At 70.5% G+C, this 25,869-nt stretch carries 25 protein-coding genes, 1 tRNA gene and 1 pseudogene; 16 read left to right on the top strand and 11 right to left on the bottom strand.

The annotated features are described in order from the left end of the window. Positions 1-129: 129 nt before the first annotated feature. Positions 130-1,155 carry a histone deacetylase family protein gene (locus tag LGR69_RS28525; RefSeq protein ID WP_230368149.1) on the top strand — a complete coding sequence of 342 codons (1,026 nt, stop codon included), beginning with the start codon at positions 130-132 and terminating at the stop codon, positions 1,153-1,155. A 41-nt stretch (positions 1,156-1,196) separates the two neighbouring features. On the opposite strand, the gene LGR69_RS28520 is transcribed toward LGR69_RS28525, so the two are convergent. Together LGR69_RS28520 and LGR69_RS28515 are read right to left on the bottom strand one after the other, a co-directional pair. Continuing rightward, positions 1,197-1,898 carry a DUF1013 domain-containing protein gene (locus tag LGR69_RS28520; protein WP_007563070.1) on the bottom strand — a complete coding sequence of 234 codons (702 nt, stop codon included), beginning with the start codon at positions 1,896-1,898 and terminating at the stop codon, positions 1,197-1,199. 472 nt (positions 1,899-2,370) lie between these two features. Further along, positions 2,371-3,414 carry an ABC transporter substrate-binding protein gene (locus LGR69_RS28515; protein ID WP_230368148.1) on the bottom strand — a complete coding sequence of 348 codons (1,044 nt, stop codon included), beginning with the start codon at positions 3,412-3,414 and terminating at the stop codon, positions 2,371-2,373. Between the two features lie 167 nt (positions 3,415-3,581). Between LGR69_RS28515 and LGR69_RS28510 the strand changes: the two genes are divergently transcribed. Next, complete coding sequence (locus tag LGR69_RS28510; protein WP_230368147.1) at positions 3,582-5,258, top strand: methyl-accepting chemotaxis protein; 1,677 nt, start codon at positions 3,582-3,584, stop codon at positions 5,256-5,258. 93 nt (positions 5,259-5,351) lie between these two features. On the opposite strand, the gene LGR69_RS28505 is transcribed toward LGR69_RS28510, so the two are convergent. After that, positions 5,352-5,978 carry a TetR/AcrR family transcriptional regulator gene (locus LGR69_RS28505; protein WP_230368146.1) on the bottom strand — a complete coding sequence of 209 codons (627 nt, stop codon included), beginning with the start codon at positions 5,976-5,978 and terminating at the stop codon, positions 5,352-5,354. A 104-nt stretch (positions 5,979-6,082) separates the two neighbouring features. Between LGR69_RS28505 and LGR69_RS28500 the strand changes: the two genes are divergently transcribed. Next, positions 6,083-6,757, top strand: a complete 675-nt coding sequence (locus tag LGR69_RS28500; RefSeq protein ID WP_122160118.1) for a PspA/IM30 family protein — start codon at positions 6,083-6,085, stop codon at positions 6,755-6,757. A 39-nt stretch (positions 6,758-6,796) separates the two neighbouring features. Further along, the gene (locus tag LGR69_RS28495) at positions 6,797-7,072 is read left to right on the top strand and encodes a YiaA/YiaB family inner membrane protein (protein ID WP_007563059.1); all 276 of its coding nucleotides are present in this window, start codon (positions 6,797-6,799) and stop codon (positions 7,070-7,072) included. A 28-nt stretch (positions 7,073-7,100) separates the two neighbouring features. Here LGR69_RS28495 and LGR69_RS28490 read toward each other — a convergent pair whose 3' ends face one another. From LGR69_RS28490 to LGR69_RS28480, 3 genes are all read right to left on the bottom strand, one after another. Continuing rightward, positions 7,101-8,030 (bottom strand): hypothetical protein, encoded by a 930-nt coding sequence (locus LGR69_RS28490; protein WP_230368145.1) that lies wholly within the window; start codon positions 8,028-8,030, stop codon positions 7,101-7,103. Positions 8,031-8,102: 72 nt separating this feature from the next. Further along, complete coding sequence (locus LGR69_RS28485; RefSeq protein WP_007563055.1) at positions 8,103-9,047, bottom strand: ribose-phosphate pyrophosphokinase; 945 nt, start codon at positions 9,045-9,047, stop codon at positions 8,103-8,105. Between the two features lie 163 nt (positions 9,048-9,210). Next, positions 9,211-9,447 (bottom strand): DUF4170 domain-containing protein, encoded by a 237-nt coding sequence (locus tag LGR69_RS28480; RefSeq protein WP_007563053.1) that lies wholly within the window; start codon positions 9,445-9,447, stop codon positions 9,211-9,213. Between the two features lie 265 nt (positions 9,448-9,712). Between LGR69_RS28480 and LGR69_RS28475 the strand changes: the two genes are divergently transcribed. The 3 genes and pseudogenes from LGR69_RS28475 to LGR69_RS28470 all read left to right on the top strand — a co-directional run bounded on the left by LGR69_RS28475 (position 9,713) and on the right by LGR69_RS28470 (position 11,794). Beyond that, complete coding sequence (locus LGR69_RS28475) at positions 9,713-10,099, top strand: hypothetical protein (RefSeq protein WP_230368144.1); 387 nt, start codon at positions 9,713-9,715, stop codon at positions 10,097-10,099. Between the two features lie 159 nt (positions 10,100-10,258). Then, positions 10,259-10,348: pseudogene (locus LGR69_RS32335) on the top strand (transporter substrate-binding domain-containing protein); the annotation flags it as partial. Between the two features lie 786 nt (positions 10,349-11,134). Continuing rightward, positions 11,135-11,794, top strand: coding sequence for a hypothetical protein (locus LGR69_RS28470; protein ID WP_230368143.1), 660 nt, complete (start codon positions 11,135-11,137; stop codon positions 11,792-11,794). Positions 11,795-12,050: 256 nt separating this feature from the next. On the opposite strand, the gene LGR69_RS28465 is transcribed toward LGR69_RS28470, so the two are convergent. The 5 genes from LGR69_RS28465 to LGR69_RS31935 all read right to left on the bottom strand — a co-directional run bounded on the left by LGR69_RS28465 (position 12,051) and on the right by LGR69_RS31935 (position 14,379). Continuing rightward, the gene (locus LGR69_RS28465) at positions 12,051-12,287 is read right to left on the bottom strand and encodes a hypothetical protein (RefSeq protein WP_007563043.1); all 237 of its coding nucleotides are present in this window, start codon (positions 12,285-12,287) and stop codon (positions 12,051-12,053) included. Further along, positions 12,284-12,811, bottom strand: a complete 528-nt coding sequence (locus LGR69_RS28460; protein WP_230368142.1) for a hypothetical protein — start codon at positions 12,809-12,811, stop codon at positions 12,284-12,286. The genes LGR69_RS28465 and LGR69_RS28460 overlap by 4 nt, the downstream gene beginning before the upstream one ends. An 80-nt stretch (positions 12,812-12,891) precedes the next feature. Further along, entirely contained in the window at positions 12,892-13,872 is a 981-nt protein-coding gene (locus LGR69_RS28455) for an amidohydrolase family protein (protein WP_230368141.1), read from the bottom strand. A 141-nt stretch (positions 13,873-14,013) separates the two neighbouring features. Beyond that, positions 14,014-14,106 (bottom strand) — tRNA-Sec (locus tag LGR69_RS28450). Between the two features lie 150 nt (positions 14,107-14,256). Next, positions 14,257-14,379, bottom strand: coding sequence for a hypothetical protein (locus LGR69_RS31935; RefSeq protein ID WP_268868851.1), 123 nt, complete (start codon positions 14,377-14,379; stop codon positions 14,257-14,259). A 366-nt stretch (positions 14,380-14,745) separates the two neighbouring features. Between LGR69_RS31935 and LGR69_RS28445 the strand changes: the two genes are divergently transcribed. From LGR69_RS28445 to LGR69_RS28405, 9 genes are all read left to right on the top strand, one after another. After that, on the top strand, positions 14,746-17,259 hold the full coding sequence (locus tag LGR69_RS28445; protein ID WP_230368140.1) for a sensor histidine kinase NtrY-like: 2,514 nt from the start codon (positions 14,746-14,748) through the stop codon (positions 17,257-17,259). After that, positions 17,256-18,620: a nitrogen assimilation response regulator NtrX gene (gene ntrX, locus LGR69_RS28440; protein ID WP_007563035.1), complete on the top strand. Its 1,365-nt coding sequence runs from the start codon at positions 17,256-17,258 to the stop codon at positions 18,618-18,620. Before LGR69_RS28445 ends, ntrX begins: the two co-directional genes overlap by 4 nt. 230 nt (positions 18,621-18,850) lie before the next feature. Then, positions 18,851-19,102: an RNA chaperone Hfq gene (gene hfq, locus LGR69_RS28435; RefSeq protein ID WP_007563033.1), complete on the top strand. Its 252-nt coding sequence runs from the start codon at positions 18,851-18,853 to the stop codon at positions 19,100-19,102. A gap of 343 nt (positions 19,103-19,445) precedes the next feature. After that, positions 19,446-20,867 carry a GTPase HflX gene (gene hflX / locus LGR69_RS28430; RefSeq protein WP_230368139.1) on the top strand — a complete coding sequence of 474 codons (1,422 nt, stop codon included), beginning with the start codon at positions 19,446-19,448 and terminating at the stop codon, positions 20,865-20,867. Further along, a complete protein-coding gene (locus LGR69_RS28425) occupies positions 20,867-22,216 on the top strand; it encodes an adenylate/guanylate cyclase domain-containing protein (protein WP_007563025.1) in 1,350 nt (449 codons plus the stop codon). Before hflX ends, LGR69_RS28425 begins: the two co-directional genes overlap by 1 nt. A 48-nt stretch (positions 22,217-22,264) precedes the next feature. Continuing rightward, positions 22,265-22,495, top strand: coding sequence for a hypothetical protein (locus LGR69_RS28420; RefSeq protein ID WP_122160109.1), 231 nt, complete (start codon positions 22,265-22,267; stop codon positions 22,493-22,495). A 221-nt stretch (positions 22,496-22,716) separates the two neighbouring features. Then, complete coding sequence (locus LGR69_RS28415; RefSeq protein WP_230368138.1) at positions 22,717-23,607, top strand: putative selenate ABC transporter substrate-binding protein; 891 nt, start codon at positions 22,717-22,719, stop codon at positions 23,605-23,607. Between the two features lie 4 nt (positions 23,608-23,611). Next, the gene (locus LGR69_RS28410) at positions 23,612-24,286 is read left to right on the top strand and encodes an ATP-binding cassette domain-containing protein (protein ID WP_230368137.1); all 675 of its coding nucleotides are present in this window, start codon (positions 23,612-23,614) and stop codon (positions 24,284-24,286) included. Further along, positions 24,286-25,809, top strand: coding sequence for a PhnE/PtxC family ABC transporter permease (locus LGR69_RS28405; RefSeq protein ID WP_230368136.1), 1,524 nt, complete (start codon positions 24,286-24,288; stop codon positions 25,807-25,809). Before LGR69_RS28410 ends, LGR69_RS28405 begins: the two co-directional genes overlap by 1 nt. Positions 25,810-25,869: the final 60 nt, after the last annotated feature.

Genomic DNA, 25,869 nt, shown 5'->3' with positions numbered 1-25,869 from the left:
CTCATCCGTGAAAACTTCGGATTCGGAAGGTCCGAGAGATTTTGCGGGCCCAGCCCTTTGGGAACCCGGACTTCAAGCCGCGATCCGAAGGCGGGTGACGCGCGGGGCCGGGGCGCCTAACCTGCGCCCATGCGCGTCTTCCACACCGCCGCCTCCGCCCGGCACGATCCCGAACTGTACCTGCGGCGGGGTACGCCGATCCCGCATCCCGAGCAGGCCTCCCGCTACGCCATCCTGCACGCGGCGGCCCGGGACGGCGGCCACGCCCTCGCGGAGCCCGCCGATTACGGCCTCGACCCGATCCGGGCGGTGCACGATGCCGGCTACGTCGCGTTCCTGGCCGAGGCCTGGACCCGCCGGGCGGAGATCCCGGGCCTAGCCGACGAGATCCTCACCGGCAGCTTCGCCCGGCCGCAGATGCACCGGACGCCCGCCAGCCTGCTCGGGCGCGTCGGCCTCTACACCGCCGACACCTCGACGCCGATCCGGGCCGGCACCTGGGCGGCGGTCTACGGCGCGGCGCAATGCGCCGTCGCGGCCGCCGACGCCGCGCTGGAGGCCGGCCACGCCTATGCCCTGTGCCGGCCGCCGGGCCATCACGCCTACGCGGATTCGGCGGGCGGCTTCTGCTTCCTCAACAACAGCGGGATCGCGGCGCGGCGGATGCTGGCCTCTGCCGGCGGCCCCGTGGCGATCCTCGACATCGACGTGCATCACGGCAACGGCACGCAGGGCATCTTCTACGCCAGCGGGGACGTGCTCACGGTCTCGGTCCACGCCGACCCGTCGGACTACTTCCCGTTCTATGCCGGCTATGCCGACGAGACCGGGGCGGGGGCCGGCGCCGGCCTCAACCGCAACCTGCCGCTGCCGCCGGGCTCCGGCGACGGCCCGTGGCTCGCGGCCGTGGAGGCCGGGCTCGCCGCGATCGCGGCGCTCAAGCCCCGGGGGCTGGTGGTGGCTCTGGGCCTCGACGCCGCCGCGGACGACCCGATCGGCGTTCTCACGGTGACCCAAGCGGGCTTCGCCGCCGCGGCCCAGCGGATCGCGCGGGCCGGGCTGCCCACCGCGCTCGTCCAGGAGGGCGGCTACCTCTGCCCCGCCCTGCCGGAGAACCTGACGGCCTTCCTGGCAGCGTTCGACGCGGCACGCTGAGCCGGGCTCGATGCGCCGCGACGGTGTCGACGATCCTAGTCCTAGTCCTCGTCGTCCTCGTCCTGATGCCGGCCCTTGAGCTTGGCGAAGACCGAATCGGCGTCGATCCGCTCCTCGCGGCCGCCATGCTCGGCCGTCTCCTCGGGCTCGGGCGCCGTCGAGACCTCGGTGGGCAGGAGCGAGGCGCCGGATTCGGCGGCCAGCGCCGCCGGGCGGTCGGCCGCCGCGCGCTGGACCTCGAAGTCGAGGTTGATCTGGGTGGTCAGGCCCAGGGTCACCGGATCCATCGGCTGGAGCGAGCCGGAATTCCAGTGGGTGCGCTCGCGGATCTGCTGGATCGTCGACTTGGTGGTCCCCACCAGGCGGATGATCTGCGAATCCTTCAGCTCGGGGTGGTTGCGCAGCAGCCACAGGATGGCGTTGGGCCGGTCCTGGCGACGGGACAGCGGCGTGTAGCGCGGGCCCTTGGTGGTGCGCTTCACCTCCGGCAGCTTCACCTTCGAGACGGCCGGCTTGAGCTTGTAGTGCGGCGCCTTCTGGGCCTTCTCGATCTCGTCGCGGGTGAGCTGGCCGGTGGAGACCGGATCGAGCCCCTTGATGCCGGCCGCGACCTCGCCGTCGGCGATGCCCTTCACCTCGAGCGGGTGCAGCTTGCAGAAGTCGGCGATCTGCTCGAAGGCCAGGGAGGTGTTCTCGACCAGCCAGACGGCGGTCGCCTTCGGCATCAGCGGACCCTGGGACATGTGCTCTCGTGCTCCGGCCTGGCGGGACGGGGGCCGGGCACCGGGCCGCGGGCTCCGGATGCAGATCCGGAAGTCCCGTCTCACGCTGTCGAATGGGGATGGCTCACTATAGGGCCGCCCGGGGTGGGGCGCAATCGCGGGTTCGGCGGTTCGGGAGTTCCAGGCACCGATTAACCGGCACCATCGGCCAAGCGACAAACAGGCTGTGAGCGTGACCGACTCACCCGCGAAGGCCGCACGCGGCCGGTTGCGGCCGGGCGTGCAGAGGACGGTCTTCTCTCTGGCAGTCTCCAGAAAAGCAGACGGCGCGTGGAGCTTCAGCCTCCGCCTCGCCGTCCACCCGCTGTTCTGGAGTTGGCTAAACCCTAACGGGTCATGGCCAGGGATCGGCGGTAGCCCCCGCCGATCCCACTCCCCGATACAGCGCGGCCTGGAACAGGCAACAACGTTTGCACAGAGCTCCGGGGCGGTCCTACTTCCCCGGCAGCCCGTGGACGATCGGGAAGAACGTGTCCTTCCAGTCCTTCGGCTCGGCCTTGATGGTCTTCATCGCGTAGAAGTGGCGGGCCTGGAGCATGATCCCGTACGGGGTGGTGGAGAAGGTCGTGCCCGGCTCCTTCATGATCGCCACCAGCGTCTCGGGGGGCGTCTTGTCGTTGGTGGCGGTGACGTAGTCCTTGGCGGCCTGGAGCGGGTCCTTGGCGATCTCGGCATTCGCCTCGTCGATGGCGGCCACGATGGCGGCGGCGAGCTTGGGGTTGCGGTTGAACCAGCCGGTGCGGGCGTAGAAGATCGCGTTGCTCACCGGCTCGCCGACCAGCTCGTAGGAATTGAGCACCGCGTGGATCGCCGGGTCCTGCAACTCGCGCTGCTGGAACGGCGGCAGCGAGAAGTGGCTGTTGACCTCGTTCTGCGGGCTGGCGAGCGCCGCCACCGCGTCGGGATGGCCGAGCTGGACGGTGAGCGGGTCGAGCTTGGTGGCGTTCTCGGGCCCGAACGCCTTCCTGGCGGCGATCTGGAGCAGCACCGCCTGGGTCGAGACCTTCACGGAGGGCAGGGCGATCTTGTCCTTGCCGGAGAAGTCGCCGAGCGTCTTCACGGCCGGGTTGCGGGTGAGCAGCAGCATCGGCGTGCTGCCGACGCCGCACAGGCCCTTCACGTCGCCGCGCGTGCGGTCGTTGAGCAGCAGCATGTTGGTGGAGCCGCTGTCGACGATGTCGATATTGCCCGACAGGAGCGCGTCGTTGCCGGCCGCCCCGCTGGTCAGGTTCACCCACTCGACCGTCACATCCCCGAGGCCGGCCGCCTTGGCCTGCTTCTCGATGAGCTTGTGCTGCTCGGCGAGCACCGCCGGCAGGTAGACGAAGCCGGGCTGCCGGCTGATCCGGACCTTGGCGTCGTCGGCCCGGGCCGGGGCGGCCATCGCCAGCCCCGCCAGCACGAGGGCGGCCGGTCCCGCCCGGACGAGGCGGCGACAAACCTTCAGGATCGCGTCTGCCCGCGGCGTGCACATCATGTCGTTCCTCCCTTGGCCCGCCGGCATCTCGTCCGGTCCTGGCTTTCGTCGGCCGCGAGTGGACAGCGTCATCTCGATCCGCGCAAGGCCTCGATCAGTCTTCACGGCGCGCTAACGCGGAAGCTGTAAACTGGCCGCTCCTATTCTTGTCGTCCGGGGGCGGGCTCATGAAAATCGGCATCGGAGCGAAGCTCCACACGATTACGGCTACCGCACTGGTCGGCGTCGCGGTGGTCTCTGGCATCGGCCTGCTCAACCTGAAATCGCAGGTCGAGCAGGACCGCATGGCCAAGACCCGCAACCTGACGGACGTGGCCTACGGCGTGGCGGCCTATTTCGAGGGCGAGGAGCGGGCCGGGCGGCTGTCGCGGGCCGACGCCCAGGGGGCCGCGATCCGGGCCGTGAAGACCCTGCGCTACGACGACCAGGAATACTTCTGGATCAACGACATGCAGCCCCGCATGGTGGCGCATCCGATGAAGCCCGAGCTCGAGGGCAAGGACCTCGCCGGGGTGCAGGATCCGACGGGCAAGTACCTGTTCCGGGACTTCGTCGACCTCGCCAAGCAGAAGGGCCAGGGCTTCGTCGATTATTACTGGCCCAAGGCCGGGTCCGACGCACCGGTCCCGAAGCTGTCCTACGTCCGCGGCTTCGCCCCCTGGGGCTGGGTGATCGGCACCGGCATCTATGCCGACGACACCGCCGCGATCCTGTGGAACGCGGCCTGGCGGGCGGCAGCCGGGATGCTGGTGGTGATCGCCCTGATCGCCCTGCTGGCGGCGCTGATCGGCCGCCGGGTGACGCGGCCGCTCCTGGCCCTGAACCAGGCCATGCACCGCCTCGCGGCGGGCGACACCGCCGCCGCGGTGCCCGAGCGCGGGCGCAGCGACGAGATCGGCACGATGGCGGGCGCCGTGCAGGTGTTCAAGGACGCGCTGATCGCCAAGGCCGAGGCGGATACCCGCGCCGCCGGCGATGCCGAGGGCGCCGCCCGCCGCGCCGCTTCCCTCGACCGCCTGACCCGGGCCTTCGAAACCCGGGCGGGCGCGCTGAGCCGGGGCCTCGCCGCGGCGGCGTCCGAGCTCGAAGTCACCGCCCAGGCGATGACCGCCACGGCCGCGCGCGGCACCGAGCGCTCGGGCGCGGTCACCGCCCAGGCGGCCGGAACCTCGGCCGACGTCCAGACCGCGGCGGCGGCCACCGAGGAGATGTCGGCCTCGGTCCAGGAGATCGCCGGGCAGGTGCACCGCACCTCGGAGATCGCCGGCCGGGCGGCCGAGACCGCTCGCCAGGGCGAGGCGACCGTGCGGGCGCTCGCCGACGGCACCGAGCGGATCGGCGACGTGGTCGCCCTCATCTCCGGCATCGCGGCGCAGACCAACCTGCTGGCGCTCAACGCCACCATCGAAGCCGCCCGCGCCGGCGAGGCCGGCCGCGGCTTCGCGGTGGTCGCCACGGAGGTGAAGGAGCTGGCCAGCCAGACCGCCAAGGCCACCGACGACATCGCCACCCAGATCGGCCGGATCCAGGGCGAGACCCGGCAGGCCGTGGCGGCGATCGGCGAGGTCGGCCAGACCATCGAGGAGATGCGCAGCATCGCGGTCGGGGTCGCGGCCGCCATGGAGGAGCAGAACGCCGCGATCCAGGAGATCGTGCGCGGGGTGGTGAGCGCCGCCTCCGGAGCCCAGGCGGTGTCCGGCAGCATCGCCGACCTGCGCCAGGGCGCCGACGAGACCGGGATCGCCTCCGAGCAGGTGCTGGCCGCCGCCCGCGACCTCACCCGCGGCTCCGACGACCTTGACCAGACCGTCAAGGCGTTCCTGGCCGAGGTGAAAGCCGCGTAGGCGACGAAACCGGGTTCCCAAAGGGCTCAGCCCTTTGGCGGGGCATCGGGGCGGAGCCCCGATCGTTCGACCAGACCCGGCGCGGGGACGATTTCAGGTCCCCGGAAAGCCCCGCACCGCCGCCCGCACCAGGGCGTCGATCATCGGCCGGACATCCGCCGCCCCGAGGGGCCCGAGGCCGCCGAGATCGGCCAGGTAGGTCATGCCGTGGACGCTCGACCAGAGCGCCCGGGCCATCACCGGGATCGCGTCCTCGGCGAGCTGCCCGCCATCCCGCAGGACCCCCTCCAGGATCCCGAACAGGGCCGCGATATCGGCCTGGACCGAGGCGGGCGCCTCTACCGTGCGCCGCTCGAAGATCGCCACCCAGGCGGGATGGTTCTGCGCCGCGAAGCCCAGATAGGCGTCGGCCAGGCACAGCAGCCGGGCGTCGGTCTCCCGGGACGGGCAGGCGGACAGCGCCGCCGCCAGGGCGTCGCGCAGGCGGCGCATCGTGATGGCGTTCGCCTCCAGCCGCAGCAGCTCCAGGCTGTCGAACTGGGTGTAGACCGAGCCGACCGCGGTGCCGGCCCGCTCGGCGACCGCCCGCGCGGTCAGCGCGCCGGGCCCGCCCGCATCCAGGATCGCCACCGCGGCCGCGATCAGCGCCTCGCGGTCCGCCTGACGGTCGGTCTGACCCTTGCGGGGACGGCCCCGCACTTTTTTCTGAACGTCGTTCATTAAATGCCTTGCCGACCCCGTTGGGCCGTGCTTATGTGTTTCATGAACGGCGTTCAATCAATTCCGGACCGGGTCCGGTGCGCCGCTCCCCGAGGTGAACCGTGATGAGGACCCTCTCCCTCCTGATGCGCGGCGCGATCGCCGACAACGCCCAGGCGCTCCACGATGCCAATGCGGTGACGATTCTGCGCCAGCAGATCCGGGACGCGGCCGGCGCCCTCGCGACGGCCCGGCGCGAACTCGCCGTCGCTATGGCCTACCACGCCGCCGAGGCGCGCGCGCTGGACGCGATCGGCGCCCGGATCGAGACCCTGTCGGACGGGGCCCGCCGGGCGCTGGCCGACGGGCGCGAGGATCTCGGCAGCGAGGCGGCGGTCCACATCGCCGCCCTGGAGGATGAGCGCTCCGACCGGCGGGCCGCCGCCGCCCGCTTCGCCGCCGAGATCGAGCGGCTCAAGCGCCTGGTCGGGCAGGGCGGCGAGCGGCTGCGGGACCTCGACCGCGGGCTCCAGACCGCCCGGACCACCGAGGCGCTGCGGCGGGCGGGGCTCGAGGGGCGCCGGGTCACGGCCCTGTCGGCGGGCGCCCTCGGCGAGGCCGAGCGGACGCTGGCGCGCCTGCGCGAGGCCCAGGCCGCCGAGGCGGATGCCGCCGAGGCCCTGGCGGGCCTGGAGGCCGAGGCGGCGTCCGGGATCGAGGCCGACCTCGACGCCGCCGGCTACGGCCGCCCCCGCACCGATCCGCGGGCGGTGCTCGACCGCCTCCGGGCCCAGGCCTGACCCACCCCGTTCGCCACCCCAGCCACAGGAGCACGACCGATGATGCCGCAGATGCCCCACACCGCCGCCTGGAAGACCTTCACGCTGGTGAGCTTCACCGCCGCCGCCGCGATGCTGGCGATCGGGATCTTCTTCCTGCCCGCCGATATCTGGATCAAGGGCTACCTCGCCATGGCGGCGCTCTTCCTCACCGGCACGACCTTCACCCTCGCCAAGACCCTGCGCGACGAGCACGAGGCGAGCCGGCTGATCAACAAGATCGAGGATGCCGCCGCGGAGCGGGTCCTGCGCGAGGCCGTGCCGGGCCGGCTCTGACGGCGCCCTGTCGGGGGCCGGGGCCGTCTCAGGCCTCGGCCGCCAGGAACGCTGCCACGGCCTCCGAGAATTCCGGGGTGCGCAGGTAGCCGTAGGATTTGTGCCGGTTCTCGGTGCCGTCCGGCCGCCGGTAGGCGTTGATCACCGGCACGTCCCGGACCCGCACCCCGGCGGCGTTGGGCGGATAGATCGCGGCGAGGTCGTCGCCCACCGTGGCGATGTCCTGCCGGTCCATCAGGTTGGTCCAGGCCGTGACCGCTTCGGGCACGCGCAGGTCGCCGTGCTCGGCGGCGAGCGTCAGCTTCAGCTCGGCGAGCGCCAGCGGCGAGCCGAGGGTGACCAGGCTGCAGCGGGGCAGGGCGGTTCCGTCCCGCTCGGCGGCCCGGAGCACGTCGTAGGCGATCAGCCCGCCCATCGAATGCGCGACGATCAGCACGTCGCGATCCGTTGCCTCCGTCAGGGCCTCCAGCAGGCGCGCGCGGGCGGCGGCGCGGAACGTTGCGTCCGCGTGATAGCCCCAGAGGTCGTCGAGGCGGTGCTCCAGGATCAGGTCGTCGACCGGGGTGAGCCCGGTGGCTTCCTGCAGGTGCGAGAGGCCGCGATAGATCCGGTCGGTGAGCGTCGGCGCCGCCTGGTCGGGATCGTCGGCCGGGGAGGGGAACGGGCCGGTGCCGGGATCGGGGCTGTAGGGCTCGCGGTTGCGCCCGCCGGCCAGGGGCTCAGGGTAGCGCAGATCCGCCCAGTACACGAAGGTGAACGGCACCTCGGGCGGCGCGGCGCCGCGGTTGCGGGCGAGGCCTTCGAGGATCGCCGCGCGCCACCAGGCGGCCTTCTCATCCCGGGGTGGCTTGTTGGCGAGCCCGTGGATGCCGATGAGTGTCGTCCGACCCAGTGCCCGCCCTCCCAGATCGGCGATGCGTCCGCACCGGGAGGTAGCGCCGAAATCCGTCGCCGGCACTGCGACGAATGCTGCGCCGGTTGCCCATCGCGCCGACGGGGTGCCGCGCGTCCCTGCGCAGGGACGGCGCGATCAGTCGAACAGGCTCGAGACGCTGGCCTCGGTGGCGGTCCGCCCGATCGCCTCGCCGAGCAGCGGCGCGATCGTCGCCACCCGGATGTTGCGGGCGAGCTTGACGGCCTGGGTCGGCTGGATCGAATCGGTGATCACCAGCTCTTTCATCCGCGAGGCGGCGATGCGCGAGACCGCGCCGCCGGAGAGCACGCCGTGGGTGATGTAGGCCGAGACGTCCCGGGCGCCGGCATTGAGCAGGGCCTCGGCGGCGTTGACCAGGGTGCCGCCCGAATCGACGATGTCGTCGACCAGGATGCAGGAGCGGCCCTCGACCTCGCCGATGATGTTCATCACCTCGGATTCGCCGGGGCGCTCGCGGCGCTTGTCGACGATGGCGAGCGGGCAATCGATCCGCTTGGCGATGGCGCGGGCGCGCACGACGCCGCCGACATCGGGGGAGACCACCATGCGGTCGGCGCTCGGCAGCCGCTCCTTGATGTCGCGCACCATCACGGGGGCGGCGAACAGGTTGTCGGTGGGGATGTCGAAGAAGCCCTGGATCTGGCCGGCATGGAGGTCGAGGGTCAGGACGCGGTCGGCCCCGGCCTCGGTGATCAGGTTCGCCACCAGCTTGGCCGAGATCGGGGTCCGGCCCGAGGTGCGCCGGTCCTGCCGTGCGTAGCCGAAATACGGGATCACCGCGGTGATGCGCCGGGCCGAGGACCGACGCGCCGCGTCGATCATGATCAGCAGCTCCATCAGGTGGTCGTTGGCCGGGAACGAGGTCGACTGGACGATGAACACGTCCTCCCCGCGCACGTTCTCCTGGAGCTCGACGAAGATCTCCATGTCGGCAAACCGCCGGACCATGCACTTGGCCAGCGGCAATTCGAGATAGGCGGCGATCGCCTCGGCCAAGGGCCGGCTCGCGTTGCCGGCGATGATCTTGATCGAGGATTTCATGACGTCCGCCCACTCGCGGCCGAGCTTCGCGCCGCGCTCCGAATACCGGTCCCCCGCGGGCCGGATGGATCTGATGACGGGCGAGGCTCTTAGCAGCGGGCCGGAAGTGTCACAATGCCTTCACGGGCGCACCGCACAGGCGCACGCCCGGCCCGCCCCGGCCTCAGGCGACCGGCGGCTCCAGCAGCCGGTGCAGGTGGACCACGAAATACCGGGTCTGCGCGCTGTCGACGGTGGCCTGCGCCTTGGCCCGCCAGGCGGCCTGCGCGGAGGCGTAGTCCGGGAAGATGCCGACGATGTCGAGGCCCTTGATGTCCCGGAACCGGACGCCGTCGAGGTCCTGCAACTCACCACCGAAGACCAGATGGAGCTTCTGGTCGCTATCGATCGTCGTCGCCATGACCTCTCCTTGTCCGTCCCGCCCGCGGCGCCCCGGATGTCCGGCGCCGGCGATTCCATCGCGGGCTTCATCGACGGTTTCGCGGCCGGCCGCAACCGCGTGCGCGCAGCACCGCCGCGGCGTCGGCGCGGGTACGACACCGCCCGGTCTCCGTGCTAGATTCGCCGGCCGATCCGCCGGTCCGGCGCCCCGGTCCCGCACGGTGCGGCCGAACAGCCGGATTCCCCTGTGCCGCGTCATGCGTTAGGGGCGGCCGATGACACGCATGCCACTTCGCGTCGCCGCTCTCGCCCTCGGCCTCTGCGCCCTGCCGGCGCTGGGCCAGCCGGCCAAGGCGCCGGCCCGCTCCGGCCCGGACCGGAAGGCCGCCGGGCCGGGGACCGGACAGGTGATCGGCTGCCCGTCCCTGGCCAATTACCGGATGCTGATGCACGACGGCGCCGCCGCGGCGGCCGCCCTGCTGGCCGATCCCAAGGCGGACCATCTCGGCTGCACCCTGGTGACCCGCAGCGAGATCACCGGCCTGGTCGACCGGGTGACCCTGGGCGACCGGAGCTACGAATGCGCCGGCCTGCCGACCACCACGGCCTGCCACTGGATGGAGGCCGGAGCGGCCGCGCGGCCCGCCCCGGCGGGTGCCCCCAAGCGCTGAGGACCGCGCCTCATCCCTGGTCGGGACTCAGCCCACTTGGCCGTTTGAAGGGCTGCTTTGGGAGGGTTTGCGCCGGACCGCTTTTGTGATTCAGAAGCAGAAACCAGACGTTCGCTTAAATTCTGACATACGACCGCTCTGCGTCATAAGCACCTGGATGCCCACAACTTCGCTCGGCGGTTCAAGACGCTACGCGGCCTCACGCTATACGAGGCGACCTGCCAAGCCTGGGCAGACGATCCAAGCTGATTCAGAAACGATCCGACCCATCTCACCTCGAAACTGAACACCAAATGCTGGCAATCGCACAGGCGCTTACTGAGATCCGCGGTGAGCCGCATGATCCCGAGGATGTTGCGTCGGAGATCGCTGCGAAGCTTCGAGCGGAGCGGCTAGCCTAGGATATGTCCGGCTACTAATGGCAATTATTCAATCTTAATAAGATTTTAGCTTGGCGTTTCCGGCCGAATAGATATTCTTGGCGATCTCAATGGCAGACACAAAATCACGCTCTATATCAGCTACGGATTTAGCTGGTTGATAACGTCTTCCGCTCACTATGTACTACCTATAATGAGACAAGCAGAATTCTATCTATGGAACTCTTTGGGCGAGAGCGTGTCAGTAACTTCAATCAAGGCATTCCGACTGCTCTTTGATTCTCCAAGCAGAGCGACGCCCTGCGACGATATTCTATAGCCGATTAGGTATTTTCTGATCTTTTTCCCACGATTTTTGGGGAAGCCTCAATTATCTTAAGAAAATTTTTTGCTTCAAAAATATGGCGCTCGTGCATACGCTCAGAAAATTAAGTGGTTGTTTGAACATGCCCTTGCGCACGAGGTCGGCTTTGATCAGCTTCCATAGTCGCATTCTCCCGTTCCGGCGCGTTCACTCTTCGAGCGCCATGTAGAGTTGCCACTGCGATTTCTCCATGGCGTGCTGTATGCCGGGCGGTGGACGCACCAAGCTCTGTTCGGACCTAGTGCGTAAACTTGTGATAGGCTTCGCCATCGAAGGCGAGACAGGTGCAGGATGGGCGAGCTGAATTTCTGGGAGACCTATTGGTTCGATAAGATCGTACTGCCGACAGCCCTATCCATCGTCACCACCATTCTCTTGATCTACGTCCCCAGGCTGTTCTCAAGAAGCCGAAACAGGTTTGGCCGCAGGCGTGCGCGAAAGCTGATCAGGCAGGCCAACGCCTTCATCGGCTGTCAGACTCAAGGTGGGACCGCCGTGCTCATGCTGATGACTCTGGGGCATTTGCTCATCCGGATCGCCGTTCTGCTGATCACCGTGATGGGCACCTACACGTTTTATCTCATTTTAATCCTCGACAAGACCGCCAGCAATAGTAGCCCGTTGGTGGTGATGGCGATCCTCTGCGGCATCCTCATGAGCATGGTCCACAACACGTGGAATGAGGTCTCGGCCATCGCGCTGGCCAGCATGGGACCGAGCCACTACCTTGATGAGGTAGATACGAAACTTGGCTCAATCTATCGGGACGAGTTCCATGCAGAGCTTGACGCATTGCGCACGGTTGCGAAGGAGAACCAGAATCACCAGAAAGGAATGTATGGGATCGGGACGATTGCCGAAGGGCTAATCTTCAATGATCGCCAGCCTCCGGCCCGTCCCTCTGAGCCGCAAGCTTCAAATCGGACAGGAACAGAGGGCTTAGTGAAATAGCTCCCCCACCACAGGCTGATCACACAAATCCATCGAGTGATTCTAGTAATCAGGTCAAGGCAATCAGCAGACGCCCACCATGTGGTTGCTTTAGGTCAATTTCTACTGTTGAGCAGAGTAGATGTCTATGCCCTCTTTCAGGCCAAGCTCTTAGCAGCATGTATGATTATATTGGGTCGATACCGAAATGACCGTTCAGGGTCGTAAGCAGCCCCCCAAACGCTCAAACTGATCGCGTTCAGCCCCCAAAACGGTCTCAGCGCAGATGGCCGCTGGCGCGCAGGTCCCGCTCCACCGCCTCGTGGACGGCCTGCAGCGGGTTGTCGTTGATCGCGGCCGGCGGGAGCAGCGGCTTCATCGGGCCGGGGCGCGGATCGTGGTCGAGCCGGACCACCGGCTCCGCGCGGGCGGGGCGCGACGGCCAGCGGGCGGCGAGCCTGCGCAGGGCCGCCTGCGCGCCGGGCGGGAGGAGGGGGAACAGCGTGTCGATCATGGGGAACGGGTCGGGGCGGTTCGACGCGGCAGCGCCCGGCGCATCGAGCGGGTCTCGGGGAAACGGATCGGGCGGTCCGCCGTTCCGCCCGGGCCGAGGCGCGCCAGGTCGGGCAGGAATCGGGGGTCGGTCAGCGCGGCCGCCAGCAGAGCGAGCAGGCCGAGATGCAGGCCCGCCGCCGCGATCGGGAGGGCCTGGGCGGACCAGAGCCCGATCGCGCCCGCCGCGATGAGCGGCGGCCCAACGACGTAGACCGGCATGCGCCACGGGCCGGCCGGCCGGGCGAGGCGCCAGAAGCAGCCCGCGAAGGCCGCCAGCGCGAACCCGCCCTTGATCAGCGCCATGAAGCGGAGCACCCGCACCAGATCGGGATCGAGGGCGGCGCCGGGGGCCCGGGCCGCGAGGGCGGCGGCGCCCAGGACGGCGGCGGCGGTCAGCAGGACGAGCGCCCCGCGCGCGGAGCGTGATCGGCCGGACGCGCAATCCGCGGCGGCGGGCAGGCCGAGACGTGCCAGACCCTGCATGGGCGATCTCCCGGGCGAGCGCGGCGGCGAGTCCAGGGACCGGATTCCCGGTCCGCGCGTCCGCCGGGTCGATATTTCGCTCAGAAGTCGTACAGCCGCTTGGGATTCTCGACAAGGATCCTGTCACGGGCGGCGCGCTCGGGCACCCAGGCGGCGAGCAGGTCGAGCAGGCGGCCGTCGTCGATATCCTGCGCGGGGGCGAGATCCGTCGGCTTCCGGCCCGGCTTCGGCGTGCTGTCCGGGTGCGGCCAGTCGCTGCCCCAGACCAGCCGCTCCGGGTTCGCCGCCACCAGGGCCCGGGCGAGCGGCGCCACGTCGGGATAGTCGGGCGCCCGGGTCGAGGCGCGATAGGCGCCCGACAGCTTCACCCAGGCCCGGCCGCCGCGCACGAGGTCGAGCACGTCGCCGAAGCCCGGCTGGTCGGGGCCGAGGGCCGCCTGCGCGCCGGCGAAATGGTCGAACACCACCGGCACCGGCAGGGCGGCCAGCTGCGGCTTCAGCGGGCCGATGACCGACAGGCGGGCATAGACCTGGAGGTGCCAGGGCCGCTGCCCGATCTGCTGGACCGCGCTCGCCAGGGCCTTGGCGGAGGCCGCCGGATCGAACACGCCGGCCTGTTCCAGGTTGACCCGGATGCCGCGGATGCCGGCCTCAGCCAGCGCGTCGAGCTCGGCCGGGCCGGTCCCGGCGCCGATCACCGCCACGCCGCGGGCGCGCCGGGATCCGAGCAGGCGCAATCCGTCGAGGGTGGCCGCGTTGTCGGTGCCGTAGACGCTGGGCGTCACGATCACCACGCGGTCGAGCTTGAGCGCGTGCTGGAGGGCGAGCAGGCGCTCAGGCGGATCGACCGGCGGGGTGTAGCCGCGCCCCGCCCAGAACGGGAACCTGGCCGGATCGGGGATGACGTGGACGTGGCAGTCGCACGCCCCCGGCGGGACCGCGAACGAGACCGGGCTCTTGACGGTCGGCGCGGCGGCCTCTCCCGCGGCCAGGACCGTTCTGTCGGTCAAGGCGAGGCCGTTGGCCAGAGCCAGGGCGAGCGTTTGCCGGCGTGACAGCATGGCGGGTCTCCTCCGGATCGGCGGGCGCACTTCTGCGAGCGCCTCATCCGAAGCGGACCACTCAGGCGCGACACGCGCAAGGCGGCATCGGCCGCGCCCGTTACGACGCGACGGGGATGCATGCTCGGAGGCTGTGGGGCTTGGCGGAAGCGGATGGGAATCGAACCCACCGTACGCTGTTGGCGTACCACTGGTTTTGAAGACCAGGGGGGCCACCAGACCCCGTTCGCCTCCACGGGCGGGGGTACGGGGCCGTGCCGGTGGGGTCAAGGGATGGGCGTCGTCGTCACAGTCGCAACGGCGCGAAAACCAGACGCGTCCGAACGCGGCCTCGCCCGCGATGCGCTGATCTGAAGCACCCGCCTTAAGAGCAGTGCCGAAATCCTAGCGCTCGTGCTCCGAAGCATCGCGCCGATCCTGCCGGCTCGTGAACCAGTCGACGAAGCCGGCGGTCGCCGCGAGCATCAGCGGGCTTATGGTGGCAGCGGACAGAAACCCGTCGCTCATTCCTCAATCGCCCGCAAAGCTCACCGTGCAGCCCAATCTAGACTGCCACGCAAGAATAACCGAGGGCCACCCGCAGATGAGCGTTCCCCAACGGTCTGTGCGCGGTCGACGTGACTCGCAGCCTTGTTCACGCCCGAACCGATGCGCCGCGATTGCGCACCCGCCGCATCCAAAGGCTCAGCCTGTATGGCAGCCACTCCGCTTCGCGGTGCCGGTGACGAACATTCGCCTGGAGCCACCCCTGCGGAAGCGCCGCCGCTCACACTGAGCCGGCGCAAGATACCGGCGCCGAATGGACCACCGATCGCCTCTCCGGCGCCGCGACTCGTATTAATTCCGCCACACTGTTGTGGCCCTGCACCAGTCATGCCGTTCCTGCGACGCTCACCGCCTGTGGAAGGCCCTGCGCCGGACCCCGAGGGGGCTGCCCGTTCGTCCGCCGAGCCGGTGGCCGAGGTGGCGGGCGACGGGTCGAGGCCGCCGGCCGAGGAGACCGTGCAGGGCGCCGGCCAAGATGCCGTTGCGCCAGAGGCCGTTGCCCAGGAAACCGCGACACAGGAAGCGGCGTCGGAATTCTCGTCGGACCCGGACCCGGGCACGCCGCTCGCGGAGTCGCTGCGGCCGGGGCCGCGCGGGCCGGGCTGGATCGGCGCCGCCGTGGTGGTGACCGCGCTGGTCTCGGCGCTGGCGACCTTCCTGATCCTGGCCGGGGTGATCCGGGTGACGCCGACGCCGGCCTACGGCGTCACGCTGCTCGGCATCAACGCCGCCCTGGTGCTGGGGCTCGTCTTCGTGATCGCCTGGGAGGCGCGGGTCTTCCTGCACGCCCGCAAGGCCAATGCGGCGGTGGCCCGGCTGCACTCGCGCATCGTCGGCCTGTTCTCGCTGATCGCGATCCTGCCCACCGTGCTGCTCGCCGTGGTGGCGTCGGTGACCATCGACCGGGGCCTGTCGCTGGGCTTCACCGACCGGGTCCGCGACGTGGTGCTCAAATCCGTCGAGGTGGCCGACGCCTACCAGGAGAACCAATGCCAGTCGCTGGCCCGGGAGATCCGCATCCTGGTGGACGACCTGACCCGGGCGCGCCCGAATTTCGACCGGGACCGGGCCTGGTTCGAGAACTTCCTGACCACCCGGGCGACCAATCTCGGCCTGCCGGTGGCGCAGATCATGCGCGGGCCGACCGACGTGGTCGCCCGCGCCAAGATCGACGTGCTCAAGCAGGTCCGGCTGCCCTCGGCGGCGGCCTTCGAGGAGGCAGCGACCTCCACCGACCCGATCTGCCTGCTGCCCTCGGAGGGCCGGGTCTTCGCGGCGCTCCTGCGGATGCCGGCCTACGACGACGCGGTGCTGATGGTGCAGCGGGAGGTCAGCCAGCTCGCCATCGACTTCCCGGGCGTGTCGCGGGCGGCGGCGGCCGAGTACCTGACCTACGATTCGCTCCGGCGCTCGATCCAGATCACCTTCGCGTCGGTGTTCCTGCTGATCGCCCTGATCGCCCTGCTCTCGGCGGTGTGGTTCGGGATGAACTTCGCCAACCGGTTCGTGGCGCCGATCCGGCGGCTGATCAACGCCGCCGACCAGGTCGCGTCGGGCAATTTCTACGCCCAGGTGCCGACCAAGAAGACCAGCGGCGACCTGGCCCATCTCGGCGAGAGCTTCAACAAGATGACGCAGGAGCTGCGCCGCCAGCATACCGGGCTGATCGCCGCCAACGACCTGATCGACACCCGCCGCCGGTTCACGGAGGCGGTGCTGTCGGGGGTCTCGCCCGGGGTGATCGGCCTCGACGCGGCGGGCTTCGTCACCATCGCCAACCCGGCCGCCGAGCGGATGCTCGACCTGGAGAGCGAGGCCCTGATCGGCCAGCCGCTGGCCCGGGCGGTGCCGGAGCTCGCCCCCGTGCTCGCCGAGAGCGAGAGCCGCCCGCGCGCCCTCCAGCAGCAGCAGCTCCAGCTCACCCGGTCCCGGGGCGAGCGCACCGTGACGGTGCGGGTCACGAGCGAGCAGGCCCAGGGGACCTCCCGCGGCTCGGTGGTGACCCTTGACGACATCACCGACCTCGTCCAGGCGCAGCGCAGCTCCGCCTGGGGCGACGTCGCCCGCCGCATCGCCCACGAGATCAAGAACCCCCTGACCCCGATCCAGCTCTCCGCCGAGCGCATCCGGCGCAAGTACGGCAAGGTCATCACCGCCGACAAGGAGGTGTTCGACCAGTGCACCGCCACGATCGTGCGCCAGGTGGACGAGATCAAGCGCATGGTCGACGAGTTCTCGGCCTTCGCGCGGATGCCCAAGCCCGCCATCGCCCCGAACGACCTGACCGAGATCGCCAAGCAGAACCTGTTCATGATGCGCGTGGCGCATCCGGACATCGATTTCGCGTTCTCGGCGCAGGGCGGCGCGGGCAGCGCGGAGAAGATCGTGGCGGCCTTCGACATCCGGCTGCTCAGCCAGGTGATCACCAACATCCTGAAGAACGCCGTCGAGGCGGTGGCCGAGGTGCCGCCGGCCGAGCTCGGCAAGGGCAAGATCGCCCTGAGCCTGGCGGTCGAGGACGGTTTCGCGGTGATCACGGTCACCGACAACGGCAAGGGTTTTCCGGTCGAGGGGCGCCAGCGGCTGCTCGAGCCCTACATGACCACACGCGAGGGTGGCACGGGGCTGGGGCTTGCTATCGTCAGCAAGGTGCTTGAGGAGCACGGCGGCGGGATCGCGTTGAACGACAATCCCGCCGGCCGTGGTGGGCAGGTTCAGATGCGGGTCCCGCGCGAGCACGGGCCCGAGCCGTCCGCCTCGGGCCCGCAGACCAGTCCCGTCACGACAGAGGAGAAGGGCGCCGCACCGACGGCCCCCCGGATCGCGGAGATGCACGCATGAGCGCCGATATCCTGATTGTCGACGACGAGGCCGACATCCGCGACCTCGTGGCGGGCATCCTCGACGACGAGGGCCACCGCTGCCGCACGGCCGGCGGCTCCGACGAGGCGCTCGCCGCCATCGAGGCGCGCCGGCCGCACCTGGTCTTCCTGGACATCTGGCTGCAGGGCTCGCGCCTCGACGGCCTGCAGGTGCTCGACCTGATTAAGGCGGCCAATCCCGACCTGCCGGTGGTGATGATCTCGGGCCACGGCAACATCGAGACCGCGGTCTCGGCCATCAAGGCGGGCGCCTACGACTTCATCGAGAAGCCGTTCAAGGCCGACCGGCTGATCCTGGTGGCCGAGCGGGCGCTGGAAGCCTCCCGGCTCCGGCGCGAGGTCCGCGACCTGACGGCGCGCTCGGGCAATCCGAACCGCATCGTCGGCGGCTCGCTGGCGATCAACCAGCTGCGCCAGACCATCGACCGGGTGGCGCCGACCAACGCCCGGGTGATGATCACCGGGGCGCTGGGCTCCGGCAAGGAGCTCGCCGCGCGCAGCCTGCACAAGGCCTCGGCGCGTGCGAACGGCCCCTTCGTGCTGCTCAACGCGGCCGCGATCCTGCCGGAGACGATGGAGGCGGAGCTGTTCGGGGTCGAGGGCGAGTCCGGCCGGCGGGTCGGCGCCCTGGAGGAGGCCCATGGCGGCACCCTCTACCTCGACGAGGTCGCCGACATGCCCCGCGAGACCCAGAACCGGATCCTGCGCGTCCTCGTCGACCAGAACTTTCAACGGGTCGGCGGCACCACCCGGGTGCATGTCGACGTGCGCATCATCTCGTCCTCGTCCCGGGACCTGCAGGAAGAGATCGCCGCGGGCCGGTTCCGCGAGGACCTGTTCCACCGGCTCTCGGTGGTGCCGATCCGGGTGCCGGCCCTGTCCGAGCGCCGGGAGGACGTGCCCGAGCTGATCCAGTTCTTCATGGACAACATCTCGTCCCAGACCGGCCTGCCCAAGCGGGTGATCGCCGAGGACGCGATGGCGGTGCTCCAGTCGCACAATTGGCCGGGCAACGTCCGCCAGCTCAAGAACAACGTCGAGCGCCTGATGATCCTGACCCAGGCTGACCCGGAGCAGGAGGTCACCTCCGAGATGCTGCCCTCCGAGATCGGCGCCCTGGTGCCGACCACCCCGGGGGGCGCGGGCGGCGAGAAGCTGATGAGCCTGGCGCTGCGCGAGGCCCGCGAGATCTTCGAGCGCGAGTACCTCGTGGCGCAGATCGCGCGGTTCTCGGGCAACATCTCGCGCACGGCCGAGTTCATCGGCATGGAGCGCTCGGCGCTGCACCGCAAGCTGAAGTCCCTCGGCATCGGCCCGTAGCGATCCGGGGCGGCCGGGATCTTGCAGGCGCAGTCTCGGCGCGGACCGTGAAAGAGGCGCCGATCCGTTACGGATCGGCGGGCGCGGGCCTTGCTTGCCCCCACGCTTTCACGCGGTCATGCTGTATATCCGGTCCGGGCGGGATGATCGGACGATCCCGCGCGTGACGGACCCAACGTTGCGTACCCAACCCGGGCCTTTCGCGCCGGGACAACAAGAAGGCAAAGAAGATGGCGGGCGAACGCGCACAGAACCTTCAGGACACGTTCCTCAATCATGTCCGCAAGAACAAGATCCCGCTGACCATCTTCCTCGTCAACGGCGTCAAGCTCCAGGGCGTGGTCACCTGGTTCGACAATTTCTGCGTGCTGCTGCGCCGGGACGGGCACTCGCAGCTGGTCTACAAGCACGCGATCTCGACGATCATGCCGGGCCACCCGGTGCAGCTGTTCGAGCCGGACGAGACCGCCGAGAAGGCGTGATCTGTTGAGAGGCGATCGGCTCGCGCGCTCTGAGGCCGCGATTCGCCGGCAGCGGGCGGCGAATCCCAACCCGATCCCGATCTCCCCCCTCATCCTGAGGTGCTGCGTTAGCGGCCTCGAAGGCGGCCTCCGGGGATCGCGCGGCCGGCTGGAGGGCTCCTTCGAGGCCTTCGGATAGGGGCGCGGGCGGGAAAGATCGCGCCGAGCGGGCCTCCGGATTCCGATCGCTCCGATCCCAACCTCTTGAATCCCGGCATCTTGGCCCGGCCCCGCCCAATCCCCATCTCGGACAATCCGACTTCTCGAACGAAGCCGTCCGCGCGCGGGCGGCGTTAAAGGTTGCATGAGCGAGACGCTGACGTCCGGCGAGGCCCGGCTCCAGGCACAGGCCGCGCCCGAGGGCGAGATCGCCGCGGCGACCCATACCCTGGTGATCGGGCCCTATCTGGCGCGCGGCGCGCACGGGCCGGGGGTGCCGGGCAACGGCGCCGCCCATCCGACCCGCTCCGTCGAGGCGCGCCTCGACGAGGCCACCGGGCTCGCCGCCGCCATCGAGCTCGACGTGGTCGAGAGCCTGGCGATCAGCCTACCGCGCATCCGCCCCTCGACCTATCTCGGCAAGGGCCGGGTCGAGGAGATCGCCGGGCTGATCCGCGCCCGCGAGATCGGCCTCGTGGTGATGGATTGCGCGCTCTCGCCGGTGCAGCAGCGCAACCTCGAGAAGGAATGGGGCGCCAAGGTCATCGACCGCACCGGCCTGATCCTGGAGATTTTCGGGCGCCGCGCCTCGACCCGGGAGGGCACGCTCCAGGTTGAGCACGCGCACCTCGCCTACCAGAAGTCGCGGCTGGTCCGGTCCTGGACCCACCTGGAGCGGCAGCGCGGCGGCTTCGGCTTCCTGGGCGGCCCCGGCGAGACCCAGATCGAGGCCGACCGGCGCATGATCCAGGAGCGCATGACCCGGATCGAGCGCGACCTCGACGCGGTGGTGCGGACCCGCGGCCTGCACCGGCAGAGCCGCGCCCGGGTGCCCTATCCGATCGTCGCCCTGGTGGGCTACACCAATGCCGGAAAATCGAGCCTGTTCAATACCCTGACCCGGGCCGAGGTCACCGCCAAGGACATGCTGTTCGCCACCCTCGACCCCACCGCCCGGGCGACCAAGCTGCCCCACGGCGAGACCGTGATCCTGTCCGACACGGTGGGCTTCATCTCCGACCTGCCGACCCCGCTGATCGCGGCGTTCCGGGCGACCCTGGAGGACGCGATCGAGGCCGACGTGCTCCTGCACGTGCGCGACGTCAGCCACGTCGATTCCGAGGCCCAGGCCGAGGATGTCGGCGAGGTGCTGCGCGAGCTCGGCATCGAGACCACGGCCGAGCGGATCATCGAGGTCTGGAACAAGTCCGACCTCCTGGATGACGACGAGCGGACCCGGCTGATGAATCTCAGCGGCCAGTCCAAGGCCCGCAACGACCGCGACAGCGACGCGCCGGTCCTGGTCTCGGCGCTGACCGGGGAGGGGCTCGCCGCGCTCACCGCCCGGATCGAGGCGCGGATCGGCCGCCACCGGGCGAGCTTCGCGGTGTCGCTGCCGCCCGAGGACGGGGCGGCGCTCAACTGGCTCTACGAGAACGCCGAGATCCTCGACCGGCGCGCCGAGGCCGACGGCACCCTGCACCTCGCGATCCGGATCGCCCCCGAGAAGGAGCCGCGCTTCCTCAACCGGTTCAGCGCGGCCCGGCGTCTCGACCGGGGGACGTGATGGCCTCGGGCGGTGCCCGGACCCCGCCGCTCCCCGCCGCGCTGAGCGCCCGGGACCGCACCGCGCGCAAGGCGGAGGTGGCCGAGGACGACGCCGCGGTCCTGCGCGCCATGCAGGCGGGCGGCGGCCTGCGGCTGCTCGGGCTGCGGATCGTGATCGTGCTGGTGCTGCTGATGGCGGCCCAGGCCTATGACGGCTCGCTGCACGCCTTGAGCCACTGGTTCATCCTCGGCCTCTACGGCGTCGGCACGATCTGGTTCGGGCTGGGCGAGCGGGGCGGGGGCCCCGCGGCGGCGGCCTATAGCTGGGCCGGGACGCTGCTCAATGCCGGGCTCGCCGTCTACGTGATCATCGAGCACATGCTGGCCGGCGGTGGCGCCGGCCTCGGCGCCGACGCGGTGAGCCGCCTGCCGGCCTTCCTGCTCCTGCTCCAGACCGGCCTGAGCATGCGGGTCGCCCAGACCCTGCTGTTCTGCGGGGTGGTGACCGCCTGCTGGACCGCCACCTTCCTGGTCGGGCTGGCCTGGCCGGACCTGTTCCCGGGGCCGGATTCCTTCCCGACCGCGCAGATCACCGGGCTCGCTACCTTCGTGGCGGCCGGCCTGCTGGTGATCGACGGTGTGGTCCGCCTGCGCGACGCCGTCACCCGGGCCCTGCGTATGGAGCACGAGCGCGCCCAGCTCGCCCGGTTCGTGCCCGACACGGTCGCCCTCGACCTCGCCGCCGAGGACGCGGACGCCGCCATGGGCATCCACCGGCGCCACGCCTGCCTGATGGTCCTCGACATCCGCGGCTTCTCGCGGCTGAGCCGGGAGCATCCGCCCGAGGCAATGGTGACGGCCCTGCTCGCCGTCCGGGCTGCCGCCCAGGCCGCGGTGGCCGAGCAGGGCGGCCTCGTGGACAAGTATGTCGGCGACGCCGTGCTGGTGCAGTTCGTGGTCGGCCGCCCCCGGGCGCAGGCCCGGGCGGCGCTCGCCTGCGCCCTGTCGCTCCAGGACCGCATCGCCGCCCTCAACGAAGCGCGGGAGAAGGAGGGGCTGTTCACCCTGCGGGTCGTGGTCGCCCTGCATGCCGGCGACCTTCTGGTCGGCGTGTTCGATGACGGGGTGCGGGCCGAGTACACGGTGCTGGGCCCGGCCATGAACGCCCTGTCGCGCCTGGAGGCCCGGGCCAAGGCGGCCGAGATCGGGATCGCCGCCTCGGGGGATTTCCTGGACCTGCTCGGGGGGCCGCTGCCGCCCCGCATCCGGGCCGTCCCGGTGCCGGATGCGCGCGATGCGCAGCCCGCCCTGTTCGCCGTGGTGGAGACGCCCGAGGCCCGGGGCGTCCCGGAACAAGCGCGCGGCTGATCCGTTCGGATCGGCGCGGCGCAGGGTCGCGGAAAGTCCGATCACCCCATGAACAAGATCCTCCTCGGCGCGACCCTCGCGCTCGGCCTCGTCCTCGGCGCCGCCAGCCCGAGCCTCGCGGCCCCCGGCGACGGCCTCGACCGGAACGCCGCCGCCACCGGCAACAGCAATTTCGGCGGCATGCACCGCGGCGCCCGGATGACCTCCCGGGGCGTGATGCGCAGCCGCCATCACATGATGCGCCGGCACCACCGCCACCACATGATGCGCCGCCATTAAAGCTGATCGTCTCGCCCCGTGCCTGCACGTCCTGCGGGCAGGCACGAGGGCCGGATGACCGGCGCCCGAAGATGTCGGCCGCCGGAGCCGCGTACCGAACGACGGCTTCTGGTTCTCGGAACACGGGGGCGCCATCAAAGCTCTGGCGCATCGTCTTGAATCCGATATCCAGGGCACCGCACGAGGCGCGCCGGACGCGGGCGCGATGCGGTGGAGGATCCATGCCGGGACTGGGACGGGTGGGGCGGTTCGCCCTGGGATTGGTTTCGCTCGCGCTCGGCACGGCCGCGCAGGCCCAGCCGACCAAGCCGGTCCCGCCCCTGGTCTTCACCGGCATCCCCGACCAGGACGAGAGCCGTCTGGTCGAGCGCTTCGGCAAGGTCGCGACCTATCTCGAGGCCAAGCTCGGCGTCCCGGTGCGCTACATCCCGGTCAAGAGCTACCCGGCGGCGGTGACCGCCTTCACCAACGGCCAGGTGCAGCTCGCCTGGTTCGGCGGCTTCACCGGGGTCCAGGCGCGCCGCGCCGTGCCGGGCTCCCAGGCGATCGCTCAGGGCGCCGAGGACGCGGCGTTCAAGACCTACCTGATCGCCCATGCCGGGAGCGGGCTGGAGCCCAGCAAGGATTTCCCGCAGGCCATCGCCGGCAAGACCTTCACGTTCGGCGCCCGGGCCTCGACCTCCGGGCGGCTGATGCCGGAATACTTCATCCGCCAGGCCTTCCCGGGGAAGAATCCGGAGCAGGTGTTTGCCCGGGTCGGATTCTCCGGCGACCACAGCCGCACGATCCAGCTGGTGCAGTCCGGCGCCTTCGCGGTCGGCGCCGTCGACTACTCGGTCTGGGACCTCGACACGAAGGCCGGCAAGGTCGACCCCAAAGCGGTGTCGGTGATCTGGGAGAGCCCGCCCTTCCCGGACTACCAATGGACCGTCCGGGGCGACGTGGACCGGACCTACGGCCCCGGCTTCACCGAGAAACTCAAGGACGCCCTCGTCGGCGTCACCGACCCGGCGATCCTGGAGCCGTTCGGGCGCTCGAAGTTCATCCCGGTGACCAACGCCGCCTACGAGCCCCTGGTCGAGGTCGGCCGCTCCACCGGCCTGCTGGATTGAGGCGGTGCCCGACGGGTCCCGGACGGCGATCCTCCTGGCGAACGCCTCCGCCGCCTATGGCGGCCGCACGGTCCTGTCGGGCATCGACCTGACGGTGCGGAGGGGCGAGCGCGTCGCCCTGATGGGCCGCTCCGGCGCCGGCAAGTCGACCCTCATCGGGTTGATCCAGGCCCAGGCGCCCGACACGGTCGCTTTGGTGCCGCAGGCCGCCGCCCTGGTGCGGACCCTGTCGGTGTTCCACAATGTCTATATGGGCCGGCTCGACCGGCGCTCGACCCTGCACAACCTGCGCAATCTGGTCCGCCCGGCCAAGGCCGACATCACCGCCGTCGAGCGCATCCTCGACCGGGTCGGGCTGGCGGACAAACTCTGGGCGAAGGCCGGGGAGCTCTCCGGCGGCCAGCAGCAGCGCGTCTCGGTGGCCCGCGCCCTCTATAACGGCCGGCCGATCCTGGTGGGCGACGAGCCGGTCTCGGCCCTGGACCGCCAGCAGGGCGCCCGGGTGCTGGCCGAGATGGCGGCGAGCCACGAGACCCTGATCCTGGCGCTCCACGACGTGGCCCTGGCCCTCGCCCAGACCGACCGGATCGTGGTGCTGGAGGCCGGCCGGATCGTCCTCGACGCCCCGGCCCAGGCGCTCGATCCGGAACGGCTGCGCCCCTTCTACGAGGCCGCCTGATGCGCCTCGCCGTGCCGCGGCCCGGCTACGCGGCGGTGAGCCGCTGGTTCCTGGCGGCCGCGCTGGCGGGCCTGCTGGTCGCGGATCTGCACGTCACCACCCTGCACCCGTTCGCCGACCTCGCCCGCCTGCTCGACGGCCTGGTCCGGCCGGACTTCCCGTCGGTGGAGGGCTGGAGCGTCGTCTACACGGTGGCCTTCGCGGTGCTGGGCGTCGGGCTCGGGGCCGGGAGCGGCCTGCTGCTGGCGATCCCGTTCGCCCGCTCGCGGACCGTGCGGCTCGCCTGCGCGGGCCTGCGCGCCGTGCACGAGCTGTTCTGGGCGCTGCTGCTGATGCAGGTCTTCGGCCTCTCGGCCACGACCGGCGTTCTCGCCATCGCGCTGCCCTACGCGGGCATCTGCGCCAAGGTCTATGCCGAGATCATCGAGGAGGCCGACCTCGCCGCGCTCCGGGTGCTGCCCGCGGGCACGGGCACGGTCTCGGCCTTCCTGTATGCCCGCCTGCCCGAGGTGGCCGGGCGGCTGCGCGACTACACCCTCTACCGGCTCGAATGCGGCCTGCGCTCCAGCCTGGTCCTCGGCTTCATCGGCCTGCCGACCATGGGCTTCTACCTCGAATCCGCCTTCCGCCAGGGCCGCTACGCCGAGGCCGGGGCGCTGCTCCTGGTGTTCTACGGGCTGATCGGCACCCGCCGGCTCTGGATCCGGGGCTGGACCGTGCCGCTCCTGCTCGCCGCCGCCCCCCTGGCCCTGCCCCCGGCGATCGGCAACGCGGCCATCGGGGCGAGCCTCGCGCGCTTCCTCGGCCACGACATCGTGCCGACGCCCCTGCGCGGCGCCGCGCTCGCCGAGCCCGAGACCTGGGCGCGGCTCTGGTCCTGGCTGCGCCCGATCCTCGCCGACCAGATCCTGCCGGGCACGATCCAGACCCTGATCCTGGCGCAGATCGCCCTGGCGGCGACCGCGCTCGGGGCGCTGGTCCTGTTCCCGCTCACCGCACGGCGCTTCGCCGGGCCCCTCGGACGGCCGCTCGGGCGCGTGCTCCTCGTGGTGGTGCGCTCGACCCCGGAATACATGCTGGCCTATTGCGGGCTGCAGCTGCTGGGCCCCTCAATGCTGCCGGCGATCCTCGCGCTGGCGCTGCACAATGCCGGGATCGTCGCCTACCTGATGGGCCGGCACGCCGACGCGCTGCCCTACCGGGCCGACGCGCCCACGGGGCTGAACCTCTACGCCTACGAGACGGTGCCGCGCCTCTACGGTCAGTTCCTGGCCTACCTGCTCTACCGCTGGGAGCTGATCCTGCGCGAGAGCGCGATCTTCGGCATCCTGGGGGTGACGACTTTGGGCTTCTACGTGGACGCCGCGATCTCGGAGCTGCGCCTCGACGTGGCCGTGGTGCTGATCGCCGCCACCGCCCTGGTGACCGTGGCGGTGGACGCCCTCTCCCGGGGCCTGCGCCGCTCCCTGCGCATCGACACCCTGCCGACCCGCCTGTCCGGGCCGCAGCCCGTGGCGGGCTGACCGGGTCCGGACCGGGCGAACCCAGTCCTTTCAAGGCCTTGGCAGCAGGCAGTGGAGCCT

The organism is Methylobacterium brachiatum (genome assembly GCF_020523825.1).
GTDB classification, from domain to species: Bacteria; Pseudomonadota; Alphaproteobacteria; order Rhizobiales; family Beijerinckiaceae; genus Methylobacterium; species Methylobacterium brachiatum.
Note: the sequence above shows the minus strand (reverse complement) of the source record. Positions and strands in the feature narration are given on the sequence as shown.

Bases quoted from the DNA above. Each gene is read 5' to 3' on its own strand.
- LGR69_RS28465 (WP_007563043.1), bottom strand. From the start codon at position 12,287: ATGATCGACACGCTGTTCCCCCTCCTCCCGCCCGGCGCGCAGGCGGCC.
- LGR69_RS28460 (WP_230368142.1), bottom strand. From the start codon at position 12,811: ATGCAGGGTCTGGCACGTCTCGGCCTGCCCGCCGCCGCGGATTGCGCG.
- LGR69_RS28480 (WP_007563053.1), bottom strand. From the start codon at position 9,447: ATGGCGACGACGATCGATAGCGACCAGAAGCTCCATCTGGTCTTCGGT.
- LGR69_RS28485 (WP_007563055.1), bottom strand. From the start codon at position 9,047: ATGAAATCCTCGATCAAGATCATCGCCGGCAACGCGAGCCGGCCCTTG.
- LGR69_RS28515 (WP_230368148.1), bottom strand. From the start codon at position 3,414: ATGATGTGCACGCCGCGGGCAGACGCGATCCTGAAGGTTTGTCGCCGC.
- ntrX (WP_007563035.1), top strand. From the start codon at position 17,256: ATGAGCGCCGATATCCTGATTGTCGACGACGAGGCCGACATCCGCGAC.
- LGR69_RS28525 (WP_230368149.1), top strand. From the start codon at position 130: ATGCGCGTCTTCCACACCGCCGCCTCCGCCCGGCACGATCCCGAACTG.
- LGR69_RS28505 (WP_230368146.1), bottom strand. From the start codon at position 5,978: ATGAACGACGTTCAGAAAAAAGTGCGGGGCCGTCCCCGCAAGGGTCAG.
- LGR69_RS28510 (WP_230368147.1), top strand. From the start codon at position 3,582: ATGAAAATCGGCATCGGAGCGAAGCTCCACACGATTACGGCTACCGCA.
- LGR69_RS28405 (WP_230368136.1), top strand. From the start codon at position 24,286: ATGCGCCTCGCCGTGCCGCGGCCCGGCTACGCGGCGGTGAGCCGCTGG.
- hflX (WP_230368139.1), top strand. From the start codon at position 19,446: ATGAGCGAGACGCTGACGTCCGGCGAGGCCCGGCTCCAGGCACAGGCC.
- hfq (WP_007563033.1), top strand. From the start codon at position 18,851: ATGGCGGGCGAACGCGCACAGAACCTTCAGGACACGTTCCTCAATCAT.
- LGR69_RS28520 (WP_007563070.1), bottom strand. From the start codon at position 1,898: ATGTCCCAGGGTCCGCTGATGCCGAAGGCGACCGCCGTCTGGCTGGTC.
- LGR69_RS28415 (WP_230368138.1), top strand. From the start codon at position 22,717: ATGCCGGGACTGGGACGGGTGGGGCGGTTCGCCCTGGGATTGGTTTCG.
- LGR69_RS28495 (WP_007563059.1), top strand. From the start codon at position 6,797: ATGATGCCGCAGATGCCCCACACCGCCGCCTGGAAGACCTTCACGCTG.
- LGR69_RS28475 (WP_230368144.1), top strand. From the start codon at position 9,713: ATGCCACTTCGCGTCGCCGCTCTCGCCCTCGGCCTCTGCGCCCTGCCG.
- LGR69_RS28420 (WP_122160109.1), top strand. From the start codon at position 22,265: ATGAACAAGATCCTCCTCGGCGCGACCCTCGCGCTCGGCCTCGTCCTC.
- LGR69_RS31935 (WP_268868851.1), bottom strand. From the start codon at position 14,379: ATGAGCGACGGGTTTCTGTCCGCTGCCACCATAAGCCCGCTGATGCTC.
- LGR69_RS28500 (WP_122160118.1), top strand. From the start codon at position 6,083: ATGAGGACCCTCTCCCTCCTGATGCGCGGCGCGATCGCCGACAACGCC.
- LGR69_RS28445 (WP_230368140.1), top strand. From the start codon at position 14,746: ATGCCGTTCCTGCGACGCTCACCGCCTGTGGAAGGCCCTGCGCCGGAC.
- LGR69_RS28470 (WP_230368143.1), top strand. From the start codon at position 11,135: ATGGGCGAGCTGAATTTCTGGGAGACCTATTGGTTCGATAAGATCGTA.
- LGR69_RS28455 (WP_230368141.1), bottom strand. From the start codon at position 13,872: ATGCTGTCACGCCGGCAAACGCTCGCCCTGGCTCTGGCCAACGGCCTC.
- LGR69_RS28425 (WP_007563025.1), top strand. From the start codon at position 20,867: ATGGCCTCGGGCGGTGCCCGGACCCCGCCGCTCCCCGCCGCGCTGAGC.